18 protein-coding genes, 1 tRNA gene and 1 pseudogene are annotated in these 16,978 nt (G+C 65.8%); 14 read left to right on the top strand and 6 right to left on the bottom strand.

Going from position 1 to position 16,978, the window contains the following annotated elements:
- Window positions 1–2: 2 nt before the first annotated feature.
- Window positions 3–1,325, bottom strand: a complete 1,323-nt coding sequence (locus A5634_RS12170; protein ID WP_437339970.1) for a nicotinate phosphoribosyltransferase — start codon at window positions 1,323–1,325, stop codon at window positions 3–5.
- Between the two features lie 42 nt (window positions 1,326–1,367).
- On the opposite strand from A5634_RS12170, the gene clpS reads away from it, so the two are divergent.
- The 8 genes from clpS (at window position 1,368) to rdgB (ending at window position 7,269) form a co-directional block, all read left to right on the top strand.
- Window positions 1,368–1,673 (top strand): ATP-dependent Clp protease adapter ClpS, encoded by a 306-nt coding sequence (gene clpS / locus A5634_RS28915; RefSeq protein WP_065144354.1) that lies wholly within the window; start codon window positions 1,368–1,370, stop codon window positions 1,671–1,673.
- A gap of 25 nt (window positions 1,674–1,698) precedes the next feature.
- Entirely contained in the window at window positions 1,699–2,286 is a 588-nt protein-coding gene (gene aosR, locus A5634_RS12180; protein WP_065144306.1) for an oxidative stress transcriptional regulator AosR, read from the top strand.
- A complete protein-coding gene (locus A5634_RS12185) occupies window positions 2,283–3,320 on the top strand; it encodes a P1 family peptidase (RefSeq protein ID WP_065144307.1) in 1,038 nt (345 codons plus the stop codon). Before aosR ends, A5634_RS12185 begins: the two co-directional genes overlap by 4 nt.
- Window positions 3,321–3,381: 61 nt before the next feature.
- The gene (locus tag A5634_RS12190; protein WP_065144308.1) at window positions 3,382–4,047 is read left to right on the top strand and encodes a rhomboid family intramembrane serine protease; all 666 of its coding nucleotides are present in this window, start codon (window positions 3,382–3,384) and stop codon (window positions 4,045–4,047) included.
- On the top strand, window positions 4,044–4,871 hold the full coding sequence (gene murI, locus A5634_RS12195; protein ID WP_065144309.1) for a glutamate racemase: 828 nt from the start codon (window positions 4,044–4,046) through the stop codon (window positions 4,869–4,871). Before A5634_RS12190 ends, murI begins: the two co-directional genes overlap by 4 nt.
- Window positions 4,872–4,941: 70 nt before the next feature.
- A complete protein-coding gene (locus A5634_RS12200; RefSeq protein ID WP_216638734.1) occupies window positions 4,942–5,718 on the top strand; it encodes a cyclic nucleotide-degrading phosphodiesterase in 777 nt (258 codons plus the stop codon).
- Between the two features lie 127 nt (window positions 5,719–5,845).
- Complete coding sequence (gene rph / locus A5634_RS12205) at window positions 5,846–6,625, top strand: ribonuclease PH (RefSeq protein ID WP_065144356.1); 780 nt, start codon at window positions 5,846–5,848, stop codon at window positions 6,623–6,625.
- Window positions 6,626–6,627: 2 nt separating this feature from the next.
- Window positions 6,628–7,269, top strand: a complete 642-nt coding sequence (rdgB, locus tag A5634_RS12210; protein ID WP_172831686.1) for an RdgB/HAM1 family non-canonical purine NTP pyrophosphatase — start codon at window positions 6,628–6,630, stop codon at window positions 7,267–7,269.
- Window positions 7,270–7,273: 4 nt separating this feature from the next.
- Here the strand turns inward: rdgB and A5634_RS12215 are convergent, their stop codons facing one another.
- Both A5634_RS12215 and A5634_RS12220 read right to left on the bottom strand, forming a co-directional pair.
- Window positions 7,274–7,630 (bottom strand): DUF3817 domain-containing protein, encoded by a 357-nt coding sequence (locus A5634_RS12215; RefSeq protein WP_065144310.1) that lies wholly within the window; start codon window positions 7,628–7,630, stop codon window positions 7,274–7,276.
- Window positions 7,627–8,013, bottom strand: coding sequence for a hypothetical protein (locus A5634_RS12220; protein ID WP_081290385.1), 387 nt, complete (start codon window positions 8,011–8,013; stop codon window positions 7,627–7,629). The genes A5634_RS12215 and A5634_RS12220 overlap by 4 nt, the downstream gene beginning before the upstream one ends.
- 102 nt (window positions 8,014–8,115) lie before the next feature.
- Here A5634_RS12220 and A5634_RS12225 point away from each other — a divergent pair.
- Window positions 8,116–8,199: transfer RNA gene (locus A5634_RS12225), tRNA-Leu, on the top strand.
- A 27-nt stretch (window positions 8,200–8,226) separates the two neighbouring features.
- On the opposite strand, the gene A5634_RS12230 is transcribed toward A5634_RS12225, so the two are convergent.
- Window positions 8,227–8,442: a DUF3072 domain-containing protein gene (locus A5634_RS12230; protein WP_065144358.1), complete on the bottom strand. Its 216-nt coding sequence runs from the start codon at window positions 8,440–8,442 to the stop codon at window positions 8,227–8,229.
- A gap of 131 nt (window positions 8,443–8,573) precedes the next feature.
- On the opposite strand from A5634_RS12230, the gene A5634_RS12235 reads away from it, so the two are divergent.
- The 5 genes from A5634_RS12235 (at window position 8,574) to A5634_RS12255 (ending at window position 15,425) form a co-directional block, all read left to right on the top strand.
- Window positions 8,574–9,194, top strand: coding sequence for a TIGR03085 family metal-binding protein (locus tag A5634_RS12235; RefSeq protein ID WP_065144312.1), 621 nt, complete (start codon window positions 8,574–8,576; stop codon window positions 9,192–9,194).
- Between the two features lie 86 nt (window positions 9,195–9,280).
- Complete coding sequence (locus A5634_RS12240; protein WP_065144313.1) at window positions 9,281–9,991, top strand: TetR family transcriptional regulator; 711 nt, start codon at window positions 9,281–9,283, stop codon at window positions 9,989–9,991.
- Window positions 9,991–12,567, top strand: coding sequence for an ABC transporter ATP-binding protein/permease (locus tag A5634_RS12245; protein ID WP_065144314.1), 2,577 nt, complete (start codon window positions 9,991–9,993; stop codon window positions 12,565–12,567). Before A5634_RS12240 ends, A5634_RS12245 begins: the two co-directional genes overlap by 1 nt.
- A complete protein-coding gene (locus tag A5634_RS12250; RefSeq protein ID WP_065144315.1) occupies window positions 12,564–14,303 on the top strand; it encodes an ABC transporter ATP-binding protein in 1,740 nt (579 codons plus the stop codon). Before A5634_RS12245 ends, A5634_RS12250 begins: the two co-directional genes overlap by 4 nt.
- Before the next feature lie 45 nt (window positions 14,304–14,348).
- The gene (locus A5634_RS12255; RefSeq protein ID WP_065144316.1) at window positions 14,349–15,425 is read left to right on the top strand and encodes a phosphotransferase family protein; all 1,077 of its coding nucleotides are present in this window, start codon (window positions 14,349–14,351) and stop codon (window positions 15,423–15,425) included.
- Window positions 15,426–15,427: 2 nt separating this feature from the next.
- Here A5634_RS12255 and A5634_RS27315 read toward each other — a convergent pair.
- Window positions 15,428–15,608, bottom strand: a pseudogene (locus tag A5634_RS27315) (helix-turn-helix domain-containing protein); the annotation flags it as partial.
- A gap of 101 nt (window positions 15,609–15,709) precedes the next feature.
- On the bottom strand, window positions 15,710–16,876 hold the full coding sequence (locus A5634_RS12260; protein WP_065144317.1) for an acyl-CoA dehydrogenase family protein: 1,167 nt from the start codon (window positions 16,874–16,876) through the stop codon (window positions 15,710–15,712).
- Window positions 16,877–16,978 lie beyond the last annotated feature (102 nt).

Below are 16,978 nucleotides of genomic sequence, written 5' to 3' on the forward strand. Positions count from 1 at the left end.
CGTCAGGCGGAGATGATCTGCGTCGGGATCGCCGGATCGCCGGGAGACAAACTCAACCCTTCCCACGGCAGGCTGCGCAGCCCGGACACCACCAACGCACGCGCCGCGTCCAGGTCGCTGTCGCAAACCACCTCGCCGTCGCGGACCAGCGAAGTGGTCAGCACCCGATGCGGCGCGCTGAGGGCCGGCGATTTGCCGAATGGATGCACGATCTCCTCGGTGATGGTGCCGGTCGGCCGCGACAGTCGCAGCGCCGCCTTGCGACCACCGTGCGACTGCTTTTGACTGCTGCGTTTTTGTACCGGGATGCCGTCCACCTCAACCAGTTTGTAGACCATGCTGGCCGTCGGTGCACCCGACCCGGTCACCAACGATGTGCCGACCCCGTAACTGTCCACCGGCGCGGCGGCCAGTCCGGCGATGGAGAACTCGTCCAGGTCGCCGGTCAACACGATCCGTGTCTCTGGTGCGCCCAGTTCGTTGAGTTGGGTGCGCACCTGGTGAGCCAGCACCGCCAGATCGCCGGAGTCGATCCGGACCGCGCCGAGTTCCGGGCCCGCGGCGGCCACGGCGTTGGCCACGCCCGCCGTCACGTCGTAGGTGTCCACCAGCAAAGTAGTGTCCGGACCCAGCGCGTCGACTTGGGCCCGAAAGGCGGCCAATTCGTCCGGGCCACCTTCCCAGGTGTGCACCATGGTGAACGCGTGCGCGGCCGTCCCCACCGTCGGCACGCCGTAACGCAGCTGGGCTGCCATGTTGGAGGTGCCGGCGAAGCCAGCGACGTAGGCGGAGCGGGCCGCTGCGACTGCGGCCTGTTCGTGGGTGCGCCGCGACCCCATCTCGACCACCGGACGCCCGCTTGCCGCACTGACCATGCGTGCCGCCGCCGAGGCGATCGCGGTGTCGTGATTGAAAATCGACAGCGCCAGGGTTTCGAGCAACACGCACTCTGCGAAGCTGCCATGCACGGATAACACCGGCGAATTGGGGAAATACAGCTCGCCCTCGGCGTAGCCGTCGATATCGCCACCGAACCGGAAATCCCTCAGAAATTCCACCGTGTCCGGGTCGAGGAACTGCGCCAGCAACTCGCACGCCGCGCCGTCGAACCTGAACTGCGGCAAGAGTTCCAGCAGCCTGCCGGTTCCGGCAACCACACCGTAGCGGCGGCCGGCCGGGAGGCGCCGCGCGAACACTTCCCAGCTGGTCTGACGATGAGCGGTGCCGTCGCGCAGCGCCGCCGCCAACATGGTCAACTCGTATTTGTCTGTCAGCAGCCCAGCTAATGCCACTTCATTCACGCCGCATTCACGGTTCAACGGTATCGGCTCGCTGCAATGAGGCTCTGGCTCGGTATCCTTGACGCCATGGTTGTAGCGATAGCGCCGGCCAAGCCGGGCAGCACCGGACAACGCGAATCCGCACCGGTCGAAGCTACGACGAGTCCGTGGGTCACGATCGTGTGGGACGACCCCGTCAATCTGATGACCTACGTGACGTACGTATTCCAGAAGTTGTTCGGTTACAGCGAGCCGCACGCCACCAAGCTGATGCTGCAGGTGCACAACGAGGGGAAGGCCGTGGTGTCGGCGGGCAGTCGCGAATCCATGGAAGTCGACGTGTCCAAACTGCATGCCGCCGGATTGTGGGCGACGATGCAGCAGGACCGGTGAGAGCCGCGGGGATCCGGGTTCCATAGTGCGCAAGTGGAAGCGCGTCGAGACGCGTAGTGGTCCTCGGTTTCGCTCGTCGCTGGCACCGCACGAGGCGGCGCTGCTCAAGAATCTGGTCGGCGCGATGATCGGCCTGCTCGACGAGCGCCAGTCCACGTCGCCAAGCGACGAACTCGAAGAAATCACCGGCATCAAGACCGGACACTCGGAGCGCCCGGGGGACCCCACACTCGGGCGGCTGCTGCCGGACTTCTACCGGTACGACGAGGCCGACCCGCTGACCCTGGATGCCTCAGAAACCCTCAACTCGGCGCTGCGCAGTCTGCATGAGCCCGACATCATCGAGGCCAAACGTGTTGCCGCACAACAATTGTTGGACACGGTTCCGGGCAACGGCGGCAGGTTCGAGCTGACTGAAGAAAGCGCCAATTCCTGGATCACGGCGGTCAACGACCTCCGGCTGACGCTGGGCGTGATGCTCGACATCGGTCCGCAGGGCCCGGAACGCTTGCCCTCCGACCACCCGCTGGCTGCGCACTTCGACGTCTACCAGTGGCTGACGGTGTTGCAGGAGTACCTGGTCCTGGTGGTGATGGGCAAGCCGGCCGGATGAGCGGAATTACCGACATCGCAGGCATCCGCGTCGGCCACCACCACCGGTTGGACGACGACGCGTCCCTCGGCGGCGGGTGGGCCTGCGGGGTCACTGTCGTGCTGCCGCCGCCGGGCACCGTCGGCGCCGTCGATTGTCGCGGCGGTGCACCCGGAACCCGGGAGACCGATCTGCTCGACCCGGTCAACAGCGTGCGATATGTCGACGCCGTGCTGTTAGCCGGCGGCAGTGCGTACGGGTTAGCGGCTGCCGACGGCGTAATGCGCTGGCTTGAGGAGCAGCAAAAGGGCGTGGCGATGGGCGCCGGGGTGGTGCCGATCGTGCCCGGCGCGGTGATTTTCGACCTGCCGGTGGGTGCGTGGGATTGCCGTCCGACGGCGGAGTTCGGTTATGCGGCCTGTGCGGCGGCCGACGAGTCCGGTGACGCAGCGCCGGTGGCGGTCGGGACCGTCGGTGCCGGGGTGGGGGCGCGCGCCGGTGTGCTCAAGGGCGGCGTCGGGACCGCGTCGATAACGCTGCCGTCCGGGGTGACCGTCGGGGCGCTGGTGGTGGTGAATGCCGCGGGCGAGGCAGTCGACCCGGCCACCGGTCTGCCTTGGATGGCAGAGCTGATCGCCCGGTACGGGCTGGCCGCGCCACCGGCTGAGCAGGTCGAAGCGCTTGCACAGCTGCCGTCGCCGCTGAGCGCGCTGAATACGACGATCGCCGTGGTGGCGACCGACGCCGCGTTGAGCCCGGCGGCGTGCCGGCGGGTTGCTATCGCCGCGCATGACGGGCTGGCCCGCACGTTGCGTCCCGCGCATACCCCGTTGGATGGCGACACCGTGTTCGCGTTGGCAACCGGCGCCATTGAGGTGCCGCCGGCCGCTGACACGCCTGCTGCGTTGTCGCCGGAGACCGGCCTGCTTACCGCGGTGGGTGCGGCCGCGGCCGATTGCCTGGCCGCTGCGGTGCTCGACGGCGTGATCGCGGCGACGTCGGTTGCCGGAATACCTACCTACCGCGACCTGCTGCCGGGAGCGTTCAAGTCATGACTGTTGCCTGCTTGCACGCCGGTAGCCTGGATGATGCCGAGGACGCTCTGGAAGGGCAGGTATGGGGATGAAGTCACGCGTACCGGCCACGCAACAGAACAAGAAACCCGGCTGGGTGATCGGTGGGACGACCATCGTCACCTTCGTCGCACTGCTGTATGTGGTCGAGCTGATCGATCAGCTCAGCGGTGGGCGTCTGGATCGCAACGGCATCCGTCCGCAAACGACCGACGGCTTGTGGGGGATCGTCTTCGCGCCGCTGTTGCACGCCAATTGGCAGCACCTGATCGCCAACACCGTTCCGCTGCTGGTGCTGGGGTTCCTGATGACGCTGTCCGGGCTGTCCCGGTTCGTCTGGGCCACCGCGATCGTGTGGATCCTGGGCGGCTTCGGGACCTGGCTGATCGGCAATGTGGGTAGTAGCTGCGGCCCGACCGATCACATCGGAGCCTCCGGCCTGATCTTCGGCTGGCTGGCCTTCCTGTTGGTGTTCGGGATTTTCGTTCGCCGCGTGTGGGACATCATCATCGGATTGGTGGTGCTGTTCGTCTACGGGGGCGTGCTGTTCGGCGCGCTGCCGGTCCTGGGCGTATGCGGTGGAGTGTCCTGGCAGGGGCATTTGTGCGGTGCGCTGGCCGGCGTGGTGGCGGCGTACCTGTTGTCGGCTCCCGAGCGCAAAGCCCGCGAACGGAAACGGGCGCTGCGAGCGCCGCATCTGAAGACATGAGTTCCCCCCTGGCACCCGTCGGAGTCTTCGACTCCGGCGTCGGAGGACTGACGGTCGCCCGCGCGATCATCGACCAGCTACCCGACGAGGACATCATCTACGTCGGCGATACCGGCAACGGCCCATACGGGCCACTGGCCATCCCGGAGATCCGCGCCCACGCACTGGCCATCGGCGACGATCTCGTCAACCGGGGGGTCAAGGCTTTGGTGATCGCCTGCAACTCGGCGTCGGCGGCCTGTCTTCGGGATGCGCGCGAGCGCTACGACGTGCCCGTCGTCGAAGTGATCCTGCCGGCGGTGCGCCGCGCAGTTGCCGCGACCCGCAACGGACGCATCGGGGTGATCGGCACGCGGGCAACCGTTACCTCACACGCCTACCAGGACGCGTTCGCCGCCGCCCGTGATACCGAGATCACGGCGGTGGCCTGCCCCCGTTTCGTCGACTTCGTCGAACGCGGCGTCACCAGTGGCCGCCAGGTGCTTGGTTTGGCGGAGGGTTATCTCGAGCCATTGCAACGTGCCGAGGTCGACACCCTGGTGCTCGGTTGTACGCACTACCCGTTGCTTTCCGGGTTGATTCAATTGGTGATGGGAGACAACGTCACGCTGGTCTCCAGCGCCGAAGAAACCGCCAAGCAAGTGGTGCGGGTGCTTACCGAATCCGACCTGCTGCGCCCGCATCCGGAAGGTCCGAACTCGGCGGGCCCGTCGCGCAAATTTGAGGCCACTGGCGACCCCGAGGCGTTCACCAAGTTGGCCGCCCGATTTCTCGGTCCGGTGATCACCGGCGTTGAACCGGTGCTTCACACTCACGTCCACTAGATATGCGCGCAACTCCGACGACCAAATGCGGCGATGTTTTCCCCATCGCGGTATCGGGCATGGCACAGTGGTGTCCGTGCGCATAACCGTGCTCGGATGCTCCGGTAGCGTCGTGGGCCCGGATTCGCCCGCATCGGGTTATCTACTTCGGGCTCCGGACTCTCCGCCGCTCGTTATCGACTTCGGCGGGGGCGTGCTGGGTGCGCTGCAAAAGTATGCGGACCCCTCATCGGTGCACGTGCTGTTGTCACATCTGCACGCCGATCACTGCCTGGATCTGCCGGGGTTGTTTGTCTGGCGCCGGTATCACCCGACTTCGCGTCCCACCGGCAAGGCGTTGCTGTACGGCCCGAGCGACACCTGGTCGCGGTTGGGCGCGGCATCGTCTCCGTACGGAGGCGAGATCGACGATTGCTCAGACATCTTCGACGTCCGCCACTGGGTCGACGGTGAGCCGGTGACGTTCGGAGCGATCACGGTGGTGCCACGGGTTGTGGCGCACCCGACCGAATCGTTCGGCATGCGGTTCACCGATCCCAGCGGAGCGACGCTGGTGTACAGCGGCGACACCGGCGAGTGTGACGAACTGGTCGAACTTGCCCGTGGCGCAGACGTTTTCCTGTGCGAATCATCGTGGACACACTCGCCGAAGCACCCCCCGGCTCTGCATCTGTCCGGGACTGAGGCGGGCCGGGCCGCCAAGCGCGCCGGCGTGCGCGAGTTGCTTCTGACCCATATTCCGCCGTGGACCAACCGCGAGGACGTGATCAGTGAGGCCAAGGCCGAGTTCGACGGACCGGTGCACGCGGTGGTGCCCGGCGAAACCGTAGAAGTCCGCCGGGCCTGAACGTTTCTTTTTCCCGCTTTCTGCCGCCTTCTGCCGCGAACCAAACCCCACCGCGAATTTTCGCGGCGAGTTTCGCAGTGACGTTCGGATCGCAAGCGGTCAGAGTCAGCGGGCTAGGGTGGGCGTCGTGTCCAAACGAGAAGACGGCCGTCTTGACGACGAGCTTCGCCCGGTAACCATCACCAGGGGCTTCACCGATCACCCGGCCGGTTCGGTGCTGATCGAATTCGGCCACACCAAGGTGATGTGCACCGCCAGTGTCACCGAAGGAGTGCCGCGCTGGCGCAAGGGATCTGGCCTGGGCTGGCTCACCGCCGAGTACGCGATGCTGCCGTCAGCCACCCATACGCGCTCCGACCGCGAATCGGTGAAAGGACGTGTCGGTGGCCGCACCCAGGAGATCAGCCGCCTGGTCGGCCGATCGCTGCGGGCGTGCATCGATCTACGGGCGCTGGGTGAGAACACGATCGCCGTCGACTGCGACGTGCTGCAGGCCGATGGCGGCACTCGCACGGCTGCCATCACTGGCGCCTACGTGGCCTTGGCCGACGCGGTCACTTACCTTTCGGCGGCCGGCAAGCTGTCCGATCCCAGACCGTTGTCATGCGCAATCGCGGCCGTGAGCGTCGGGGTGGTCGACGGCAGGGTCCGCATCGACCTGCCGTATGAGGAGGACTCGCGCGCCGAAGTCGACATGAACGTTGTCGCCACCGACACCGGGACGTTGGTCGAGATCCAAGGCACCGGCGAGGGAGCGACGTTCCCGCGGTCAACTTTGGACAAGCTCCTGGACATGGCGCTGGCAGGGTGTGAGAAGTTGTTCGCTGCCCAAAGTGACGCGCTGGCGCTGCCGTACCCGGGTGTGCTCCCCGAAGGTGGGCCCACCCCGAAGGCGTTCGGAAGCTGACCGTGCCGGATGGCGACCAGTGCCGCCCCGCGTCGCCATCACGACTGCTGGTGGCCAGCCGCAACCGCAAGAAGCTGGCCGAGCTGCAGCGCGTGTTGGACAGTGCCGGCCTGTCGGGCGTGACGCTGGTTTCGCTGGATGACGTAGCGCCGTTCGACGAGGCGCCGGAAACGGGTGCCACGTTTGAGGACAACGCTTTGGCCAAGGCACGCGACGCTTTTGCTGCGACCGGACTGCCCAGCGTCGCCGACGACTCCGGGTTGGAAGTCGCCGCGTTGAACGGAATGCCCGGAGTGCTGTCGGCGCGGTGGTCGGGACGGCACGGCGACGATGTCGCCAACACCACGTTGTTGTTGGCGCAGTTACAGGACGTGCCCGACGAGCGGCGCGATGCGGCTTTCGTCTCGGCCTGCGCGCTGGTGTCGTCGGCCGGCGAGACGGTGGTGCGCGGCGAGTGGACTGGCGCGATTGCTCGTCAGCCGCGCGGTGACGGCGGCTTCGGCTACGACCCGGTGTTCGTCCCGAACGATGCCGACGGCAGGACCGCCGCGCAACTCAGCCCGGCCGAGAAAGACGCGGTGTCGCACCGCGGTCGGGCGCTGGCGCTGTTGCTGCCAACGCTGAGGACGCTGGCCGCCGGCTGATCGCTCAGACCGAGAAGTTCGCCTTGACTTCTTTCGTCTGGCGGTGCTCGACGATGATGCCCAGCAGCGGAATGGTGCCCGCCAACAACACCCCGATCGTTTTACCGATCGGCCAACGGACTTTGATGGCGAGGTTGAATGCGGCGAGCATGTAAACGAAATACACCCAGCCATGCACGACTTCAATCCACCGAATCTCGTGGTTGTAGACCAGATGTGAGACGACTTCACCGCACAACACAATGAGCCAGATACCCGTCAACCACGCCATGACCCGGTAGGCCACCAACGCGGTCCGGATCTTCTCGACGGGGAACACCGAAGCGCCGCGCTGTGCCTCGGGTGTTTCGGGTGTACTCATGCGGTGGTCCTGTTCTGCTTTTCGGCATCGTTGCGGGCGAGCTCGGCCAGGTAGGCGTTGTACTCGCTCAGGGCGGGATCGTCGGGCTGCTGTGCTGCCGGTTTCGGGCGTTCCGGCAATAGGCCGGCGGGTATCTCGGTCTCGGCGGTGTCAGGTGGTACCGGTGCAACTTCTTCGTAGCGGACGAATTTGCGGTACGCGTAGACGCAGAATGCGGCGAACATCGGCCATTGCAATGCATAGCCCAGGTTCTGGTAACTGCCCGAAACCGACTGGAAGCGCGTCCATTGCCACCAGCCCAGGGCCAGGCAACCGCAGGCCGCGAAGATCACCAGGGCGATCGCTGCGGGCCGGCGGCGTCTCGTGGGGGCCGGGGGCGACACCCCACGACCGTACCGCGCACGGCTTACCCGCTTGTCCGTCGCGCTTCGATCAGACTCCGGGTCCCGTTCGTGGCTGAGCGGAGCGGTACGATCGGCAGCGCCGCGGGCGTGATGAAATTGGCAAACATGCCGGCTTTAGGTGCCGGTGCTCGGAAGAGCTTGAGGGTTCGAGTCCCTCCGCCCGCACCGAGGGTTATTGCCTTCTGCCCACGGCTAACTCGCGCCGCGCCCGGTTTGCTGCTGTAGCTCGTCGATGAGTGCGGAAGCCTGCGCTTTGGTTTGATCGTCCGGGACGCTTCGGCCGGCCTCCTGGGCCAGCGTCTGTACATAACTGCGCTGCGGTCCGGTCATTGGTTCGTCACCGGTCACCCAGTCGGCGGGGTCCTTCTCGGGATTTTCTTGCGGCGCTTGCCGCACGTCGTTGCTCATGTCCATTACCTCCGCACCCCGGGTAGCCATCGCACAAACTTTCGAAACATGCCCGCTGACGCAAGCTCGCTACGATCCCAGAAGGCTGCGGTTTTCATGCCCGGCTCGATAGCGCAGGGAAGGGAGACGAAGTGTCCGTTGCACGCCGCGAGCGCGCCGCTCTGGTGGAAACGATCCTCGAGACGGGGCCCGAGGCGCCGACGCTGTGCGAAGGCTGGAATACCCGCGACCTCGCGGCTCACCTGGTGGTGAGAGAGCATCGTATAGATGCCGGACCGGGCATTCTGATCCCGTTCTTCGCCGGCCACACCGAGAAGGTGCAGAACGAGGTCGCGGCCAACACCGAGTGGAATGACTTGGTGGGCAAGATCGCAGCGGGCCCGCCGAAATACTCTCCGTTCAAGTTGATCGACTCGGTCGCCAACGTTGGCGAGATGTTCATCCACCACGAGGACGTCCGCCGCGCCGCCGGGGACTGGGAGCCGCGCGAACTTGAACCCGACCTGGTGGCCCGGCTTCGCCGGATGCTGCCGCTGATGGGACGGCTGACGCTGGCAAAGGTGCCCGCGCGGCTTGCGTTGCGCACCACGGACGGCAAGACGCTGCTGACCGCTGGCCGCGGACCGGCCGTGACCGTCACGGGTCCACCCGAGGAACTATTGCTGTTTGCGGTCGGACGCAAGGCCCGGGTGCATTTAGCCGGCGACGAGGCCGCGGTGCAGGCCGTCCGAGACGCCCCCAAGGGTTTCTAGCGAACCGCCGGACAGCCCGGCCTTGCACTCAGGTAAGGTGACCCTTAGTTTGAGGGGGTAACTTACTTGGTCGGGGGTGCAGTCGGGTGAAAGCCATAACGCGCACAGGCGGGCGTCCCGCGCTGATCGGGCTGGACGACGTGCTGCGCGTGGGTCGTGAGCTCGGTATGCGGCGCCTGAGCATCAACGCGGTGGCCGCACAGCTCGGCGTCTCGGCGACCGCGCTGTACCGCCATGTCGAAAATCGTTGGGCCCTCGAGCGTTTGGTCGGAGAGAGTCAGCTCGCCGAACTCGAGCTGCGCGATGACCCGAGTGACGATATCGAGCAGCACCTGCTGTCCTTCGGGCTTCAGTTGTGGCACTTCACAATTGAGCATCCAGGTCTGGCGTCCTATATGCAGGTGCTGTTTCCGCGCGGTGACACCGGCGTGCGGTTGCTGGTCACCGAAGTCGAGGCGCTGGCTCGGCGCGGTTACGCCAAGGACGCTGCCATCGTGTTGAGCAGTGCCGTGGCCACGCTGGCCATCAGCCTCTCGGCTCGCGAGGAGAGCAACGTCAGCACGACCGGCGGCGACCAGGCCGACCGTTTCGCGTTGGAACGCGATGCGGCCGCACAACGCTTGGCCGCTGACGACCGGTTGGAGGCGGCGCACGTCGGCCTTCCCGAATTGTCGAGTTCGCAGTACGTGCGGCTGCTGCTGGCCGCGTCGATCCGGGGTCTGGTGGAGGAAATTCCGCCAGGACGCCCGATTATGGAAGTCGTGGCGGCCCATGCCGTCGCGGGAGAGGATCGTTGATGGCACGCGGATTTTCGGGCGCCATGCTCAAAGGCTTCGGTGCACGCGACCATACGGCGACGGTGCTTGAAACCGTAATGATTGCACCGCATTTCGTGCGAATTCGAATGGAGTCCCCGACACTGTTCGAAGACGCCGAGGACGAGCCGGCCGCGTGGTTGAGGTTCTGGTTTCCCGATCCGAAAGGGTCCAAGACCGAATTCCAGCGCGGCTACACGCTTTCCGAGGCCGACGCGGCCAGCGGCCGTTTCGCGGTCGACGTCGTGCTGCACGAACCGGCGGGCCCGGCTTCGACCTGGGCGCGCAACGTCCGTCCCGGCGCGAGAATCGCGGTCACCTCGCTGATGGGGTCCTCCCGCTTCGACCCGCCCGACGAGCAGCCCACGGGGTACCTACTAATCGGTGACTCGGCGTCGATTCCGGGCATGAACGGAATCATCGCAACCGTCCCAACCGACGTCCCGATCGAGATGTACCTCGAGCAACACGACGACAACGACACGTTGATCCCGATCGCGCAACACCCGCGGCTGCGGGTGCGCTGGGTGACTCGAAGCGACGAGAAATCGCTGGCCGAGGCCATCGAAATCCGCGACTGGTCGAACTGGTATGCCTGGGCCACCCCGGAAGCAAACACGCTCAAGCATGTTCGCAAGCGGCTGCGCGATGTGTTCGGATTCCCCAAGTCCGAAGTGCATGCCCAGGCCTATTGGAGCGCCGGCAAGGAGATGGGCACCCGCCGGGGCGAAGAACCCGAAACCGAGCCGACGTTAGATAAGCAGCCGGAAGTTGTTGTTGCGCAAGGTGAACCAGATACCGCTCGAGGTAGCTGGCGTGCCCAGGCCGCCGGTCAGCTGCTGGCCCCGCTGCGCTCGGCGCTGATCGTCTCCGGGGTGCTGCAGGCCATCATCACGCTGGTGCAATTGGCGCCGTTCGTGTTGCTGGTGGAGTTGTCCCGGCTGCTGGTGATCGGCGCCGACGAGTCCCGGTTGTGGAACCTGGCCATCGCGGCGGTGTCGCTGCTTGGATTGGGCACCCTGCTTGGCGCCTTGCTGACGCTTTGGCTGCACATCGTCGACGCGCGGTTCGCCCGCGGCTTGCGGTCGCGACTGCTGGGCAAGCTGTCCCGGTTGCCGCTGGGCTGGTTCACCGCGCGCGGTTCGGGCTCGATCAAGCAGTTGGTACAGGACGACACGCTGGCGCTGCACTACCTGGTCACCCATGCCATCCCCGATGCGGTGAACGCGGTGGTGGCGCCGGTCGCGGTGCTGCTGTATCTGTTCGTCGTCGACTGGCGGGTAGCACTCGTTTTGTTCGGTCCAGTCCTGGTGTATTTGCTGACCTCGTCGGCTCTGATGATCCAGTCCGGTCCGCGCATCGCGCAATCGCAGCGGTGGGCCGAGAAGATGAGCACCGAGGCGGGTGCGTATTTGGAGGGCCAACCGGTGATTCGCGTCTTCGGCGGTGCGGCCGCCTCGACGTTCCGGCGTCGCCTGGACGAATACATCGGTTTCCTGGTCGCTTGGCAGCGCCCGCTAGCGGGCAAGAAGACCATGATGGACCTGGCCACCCGTCCGTCGACGTTCCTGTGGCTCATCGCGGTTACGGGCACTGCGCTGGTCGTCACGCACCACATGAATCCGGTCGACCTGTTGCCGTTCCTGTTGTTGGGCACCACATTCGGCGCGCGGTTGCTCGGGATCGGCTATGGGGTGGCCGGAATCCGCGGCGGGACGCTGGCCGCCCGACGCCTGCAGATCGCGCTGGCCGAGCCCGAACTCGAGGTCGAAGAGCACGCTGCCCAAACCTCCGATGCGGCCACGGTGTCCTTCGAGAACGTCAGTTTCGGTTACCGCCCTGATGTCCCGGTGATTCGCGATGTCTCGCTGGAGCTGCGTCCGGGCACGGTCACCGCGCTGGTCGGTCCATCGGGTTCGGGTAAGTCCACCCTCGCTGCGCTGTTGGCCCGATTCCACGACATCCAGCAGGGATCGATACGTGTTGGGGGACAGGATATTCGGTCCCTGACGGCTGACCAGCTCTACACTCGGGTCGGTTTTGTCCTGCAGGAGACTCAACTCGTGCACGGCACCGTCGCCGAGAACATCGCTTTGGCGGTACCCGACGCCAGCGCCGAGCAGATTCAGGCCGCAGCCCGCGAAGCGCAGATCCACGACCGGATTCTGCGGTTGCCCAACGGCTACGACACCGTGTTGGGGGCGAGCGCCGCGCTCTCCGGCGGTGAACGCCAACGGTTGACCATCGCCCGGGCGATCCTGGCCGATACACCGGTACTCATCCTCGACGAGGCCACCGCCTATGCCGACCCGGAATCGGAATACCTCGTGCAGCAGGCGCTTAACCGCCTGACGAGGGACCGTACCGTGTTGGTGATCGCGCACAGGCTGCACACCGTGACCGGCGCCGACCAGATTGTCGTGCTCGATCACGGCCGAATCGCCGAACGTGGCACGCATGAGGAGTTGTTGGCCGCCGATGGCCGTTACCGCCGGCTGTGGGAGACCGGCCAGCCCACCCGGGTATCCGTCGGCGCCGGACGGGAGGTCGCCCGATGATCCGCACCTGGATAGGTCTGGTGCCCGCGGAGCGCCGCGGCAAAGTGGTCAGCTACGCCGTGCTGACGTTCGTCTCCGTCGTGGTGCGAGCGGTGGCTACCGTGTTGCTGGTCCCCCTGGTGGGTGCTCTTTTCAGCGACTCCCCGCAAGGCGCGCTCAAGTGGCTGGGCTGGCTGACCGCGGCGACGGTGCTGGGCTGGATCGTCGACACCACCACCGCGCGAATCGGTTTCGATTTAGGCTTCGCGGTTCTTGACCACACGCAGCACGACATAGCCGATCGGCTGCCCAGTGTCCGGCTGGATTGGTTCACCGCCGACAACACCTCCACGGCGCGGCAGGCGATCGCATCGACTGGGCCGGATCTGGTGGGTCTGGTGGTCAACCTACTGACGCCGTTGATCAGTGGAATCCTGTTGCCGGCGGTCATCGCGGTGGTCCTGCTGCCGATCTCCTGGCAGCTCGGCGTGGCCGCGCTGGCCGGGGTGCCGCTGCTGCTCGGGGCGCTCTGGGCTTCGGTGCGGCTGTCACGCAAGGCCGACGCCGCGGCGGGTGAAGCCAACAGCGCGCTGACCGAACGCATCATCGAGTTCGCCCGAACGCAGCAGGCGTTGCGCGCGGCGCGGCGTGTCGAGCCGGCTCGGAGTCTGGTGGGCAACGCGCTGAGCGCTCAGCACAGTGCGACGATGCGGCTGCTGGGTTGGCAGATTCCCGGCCAATTGCTGTTCAGCATCGCCAGCCAGCTGGCGTTGATCCTGCTCGCCGGTGTCACCACCGCGCTGACGGTGGGCGGGACGCTCACCGTACCCGAAGCGGTCGCGCTGATCGTGGTGATGGCCCGGTACCTGGAACCTTTCACCACCGTCAGCGAGTTGGCTCCCGCGCTGGAGACCATCCGCGCCACCCTCGACCGCATCCGGTCGGTGCTGACCGCACCAGTCCTGGGTGCAGGCACCGGCGCGCTGCGCGACGCGGGCGCGGCCCCGCGCATCGAGTTCGATGACGTCACCTTCAGCTACGACGGCTCGGGCCCACCGGTGCTTGACGGGGTCAGTTTTGCGTTGGAGCCGGGGACGGCTACAGCGATCGTCGGACCGTCGGGCTCCGGCAAGAGCACCATCCTGGCGCTGATCGCCGGTCTGCACCAACCAACGCGTGGCCGCGTGCTCATCGACGGCGTCGACGCAGCCAGCCTCGATGCTGAGGCGCGTCGCAGTGCAAGCAGTGTGGTATTCCAACACCCTTACCTCTTCCACGGGACGATCCGGGAGAACGTGTTCGCCGGCGACCCGGGAGCCGACGGCCAACGGTTCGACCGGGCGGTGCGGCTGGCGCGGGTGGACGAGCTCACCGGGAGACTTCCCGATGGCGTGGAATCGGTTGTCGGCGAAGCGGGTTCGACGTTATCCGGTGGTGAACGGCAGCGGGTCAGCATTGCGCGGGCTTTGCTCAAAGGCGCACCCGTCCTGCTGGTCGACGAGGCGACCAGCGCGCTGGACAACGAGAACGAGGTCGCGGTGGTCGAGGCGCTCACCGCCGACCCGCATGCGCACACCCGGGTCATCGTGGCTCACCGGTTGGCCAGCATTCGTCATGCCGACCGCGTGCTGTTCTTGGAGAGCGGCCGGGTGGTTGAAGACGGTGGGGTGGACGAGTTGCTGGTGGCGGGCGGAAGGTTCAGCGAGTTCTGGCGTCAGCAGCACGAGGCCGCGGACTGGCGGATCCTCGCCGAGTAGGAGACAGCCGCCGAAGCCGATGCGGTATGACTTACAGTTCCTGTCATGAGTGCCTTGTTGTCGATTCCGCGGTATCCCACCGATGTGACGCCTGAGTGGTTGTCGAAGGTGCTGAGCGATCAAGGCGCACCGGTCGAGGTGTCACAGACCGAGGTGGTGGCGATCGGTACCGGACAGACCGGGGCCACCTACCGGATCTCCGCAAGCTACGGTTCGGACCCCGGCGACCTGCCGCGGACCTTCGTGATCAAGCTGCCGGCCCAGGACGATGCGGTGCGAGACCGGGTGGTCATCGGCTATCGCAGCGAGTGCGCGTTCTACAGGTCCGCCGCCGACCGGGTGCGAGTGCCCACCCCAAAGTGCTTCTACAGCGAGATCTCAGACGATGCAATGGAATTCGCACTGTTGATGGCCGATCAGGCACCAGCGGTTCAGGGCGATCAGATCGAGGGTTGCGGGGCGCAGGAGGCCCGACTGGCGGTCACCGCGCTGGCCGGCCTGCACGCACCAACCTGGTGTGACCCGGTGTGGCTGGACTTTCCCGGCATTGCCTTCGGGCGCCCGGACGAAGCCGGTGCCGAAGGTATGGGCGAAGTGGCAAAGATGAGCGCCGACATCACGCTGCAGAAACTGGGCGAGCGAATGAGCGCTCAAGACCGCGATACCTTAACTGCGACAATGGGTTTAATCACACCGTGGTTGCTCGCCGAGTATGACCGCTTTGCGCTGCTGCACGGGGACTACCGGCTCGACAACATGCTGTTCGATCCCGACCGAACGCGAATCAGCATCGTCGACTGGCAGACGCTCGGCGTGGGCTTGCCGGCACGCGATCTCGCGTACTTCACTGCCACCAGCCTTGATTCCCAGCTACGCGTGTCGATCGAAGATGACCTGGTCGGCGACTACCACGCGGCTCTGGTGGGTTACGGCGTCACCGACTACGACCGTGAAACCTGTTGGCGTGACTATCGACTCGGGGTGGTGCAGGCGCCCTTGATCTCCGCGCTGGGGTTCGCGTTCGCCAGCTCGACCGAACGCGGCGACGACATGGTGCTGGCCATGCTCACCCGGGGTTGTCAGGCTATTCGCGATCTCGGCACGCTGGACCTGATCGGTTGAGCTCAGGTCCGACGGGCCGTTTCCTGCATCAGCTGCAAGCGCGAAGTCAGTCCGAGTTTGTGGTAGACGTGGGTGAGGTGGGTCTGCACGGTCCCGGGGAGAAATGAACAGCCGCGCCCCAATATCCTTGTTGCCCAAGCCTTCGTTCACCAGACGCACGACGACGAGTTCGGCCGGAGTCAGCTCTGTTTGCGCTTCGCCGAGAGATAAACCACGCACACGCTCATCGGCGTGTCGTGTGCGTAGGTTATCTGTCGCGGTCCGTGTTTGACCGCCGGCGACGCTTAAGCTCCGCGCTGTGCGGCCTTGACGAGGTTGGAACCGATGATCAACTGCTGAATCTCGCTGGTCCCCTCATACAGTCTCAGCAGCCGGACATCCCGGTAGATCCGCTCAACGGGGACGCCGCGCATGTAGCCGCTGCCGCCGTGGATCTGCACCGCGAGATCGGCTACCTTGCCGGCCATTTCGGTGCAGAACAGCTTGGCCGCCGATGGCGCGATACGCCGGTCGGAGTTGGTGACCCATTGCCGTGCGGTATCCCGAACCAAGGCGCGCCCGGCAAGCACTCCCGTCTGCTGATCGGCGAGCATCGCCTGCACCAACTGGAAATTTCCGATCGGCGTGCCGCCCTGGGTCGCCGTCGCCGCGTACGCCACGGATTCGTCGAGCGCACGCTGGGCGGCGCCGACAGCGATCGCGGCGATGTGCACTCGTCCGCGCGCCAACGATGTCATGGCGGCCCGGTACCCGATGTCTTCGCTGCCGCCGATCAGGGCGCTGTCATCCACCCGCACGTCGTCGAAGCTGACATCGGCAGTCCAGGCGCCTTCCTGGCCCATCTTGGCGTCCTTGGTGCCGATCTCGACGCCGGGGGAGTCCGCGGGATTAAGGAATACGGCGATGCCTGGGCCCTGATCGTCGGCCGGTCGGGTACGGGCGAAAACCACGAACAAGTTGGCCGTCGGCGCGTTGGTGATGAACCGCTTCTGACCGGTAATCACCCAAAGCCCATCTTGGCGAACGGCTTTGGTTTTCAGGCCGGCCGGGTTGGATCCCGCACCGGGCTCGGTCAGCGCAAAGGAGGCCACGACGTCGCCGGATGCGATGCCTTCCAGCCAGCGGGCTTTCTGCTCGTCGGTGCCGAACCCGACGAGAACCTGTCCGGCGATGCCGTTGTTGGTGCCGAACATCGACCGCACCGCCAGTGACGTGTAGCCCAACTCCATCGCCAATTCGACGTCCTGCATCAGGTTCAAGCCGAGGCCGCCCCACTCCTGGGGGATCGCGTAGCCGAACAGGCCCATTTGCTTGGCCTGATCGCGCAGGTCGTCGGGCACCCGGTCTTCGTCGAGAATCTCCTGCTCACGCGGGACAACCGCGGTACGGACGAACTGACGTGTCTGCTGGTGGATCTCCTGGAAATCCTCGTCGCTGACTTCGGCAGTCATCGGTCAGGGGGCCCCTTCCGGCAGGCGCGGCAACAATGGCAATATCGTATACGAAATACGATATTGGATTGATGGTGGCTGCCGTGGTTTCTCGGGGGCCGG

Source organism: Mycobacterium asiaticum (assembly GCF_001673365.1).
In the GTDB taxonomy this organism is placed as follows: Bacteria; Actinomycetota; Actinomycetes; order Mycobacteriales; family Mycobacteriaceae; genus Mycobacterium; species Mycobacterium asiaticum_A.

Excerpts from the sequence above, each read along its gene's own strand:
- A5634_RS12185 (WP_065144307.1), top strand. The coding sequence starts at position 2,283 with ATGAGCGGAATTACCGACATCGCAGGCATCCGCGTCGGCCACCACCAC.
- A5634_RS12190 (WP_065144308.1), top strand. The coding sequence starts at position 3,382 with ATGGGGATGAAGTCACGCGTACCGGCCACGCAACAGAACAAGAAACCC.
- A5634_RS12215 (WP_065144310.1), bottom strand. The coding sequence starts at position 7,630 with ATGAGTACACCCGAAACACCCGAGGCACAGCGCGGCGCTTCGGTGTTC.
- clpS (WP_065144354.1), top strand. The coding sequence starts at position 1,368 with ATGGTTGTAGCGATAGCGCCGGCCAAGCCGGGCAGCACCGGACAACGC.
- A5634_RS12250 (WP_065144315.1), top strand. The coding sequence starts at position 12,564 with ATGATCCGCACCTGGATAGGTCTGGTGCCCGCGGAGCGCCGCGGCAAA.
- murI (WP_065144309.1), top strand. The coding sequence starts at position 4,044 with ATGAGTTCCCCCCTGGCACCCGTCGGAGTCTTCGACTCCGGCGTCGGA.
- A5634_RS12255 (WP_065144316.1), top strand. The coding sequence starts at position 14,349 with ATGAGTGCCTTGTTGTCGATTCCGCGGTATCCCACCGATGTGACGCCT.
- A5634_RS12260 (WP_065144317.1), bottom strand. The coding sequence starts at position 16,876 with ATGACTGCCGAAGTCAGCGACGAGGATTTCCAGGAGATCCACCAGCAG.
- A5634_RS12245 (WP_065144314.1), top strand. The coding sequence starts at position 9,991 with ATGGCACGCGGATTTTCGGGCGCCATGCTCAAAGGCTTCGGTGCACGC.
- A5634_RS12230 (WP_065144358.1), bottom strand. The coding sequence starts at position 8,442 with ATGAGCAACGACGTGCGGCAAGCGCCGCAAGAAAATCCCGAGAAGGAC.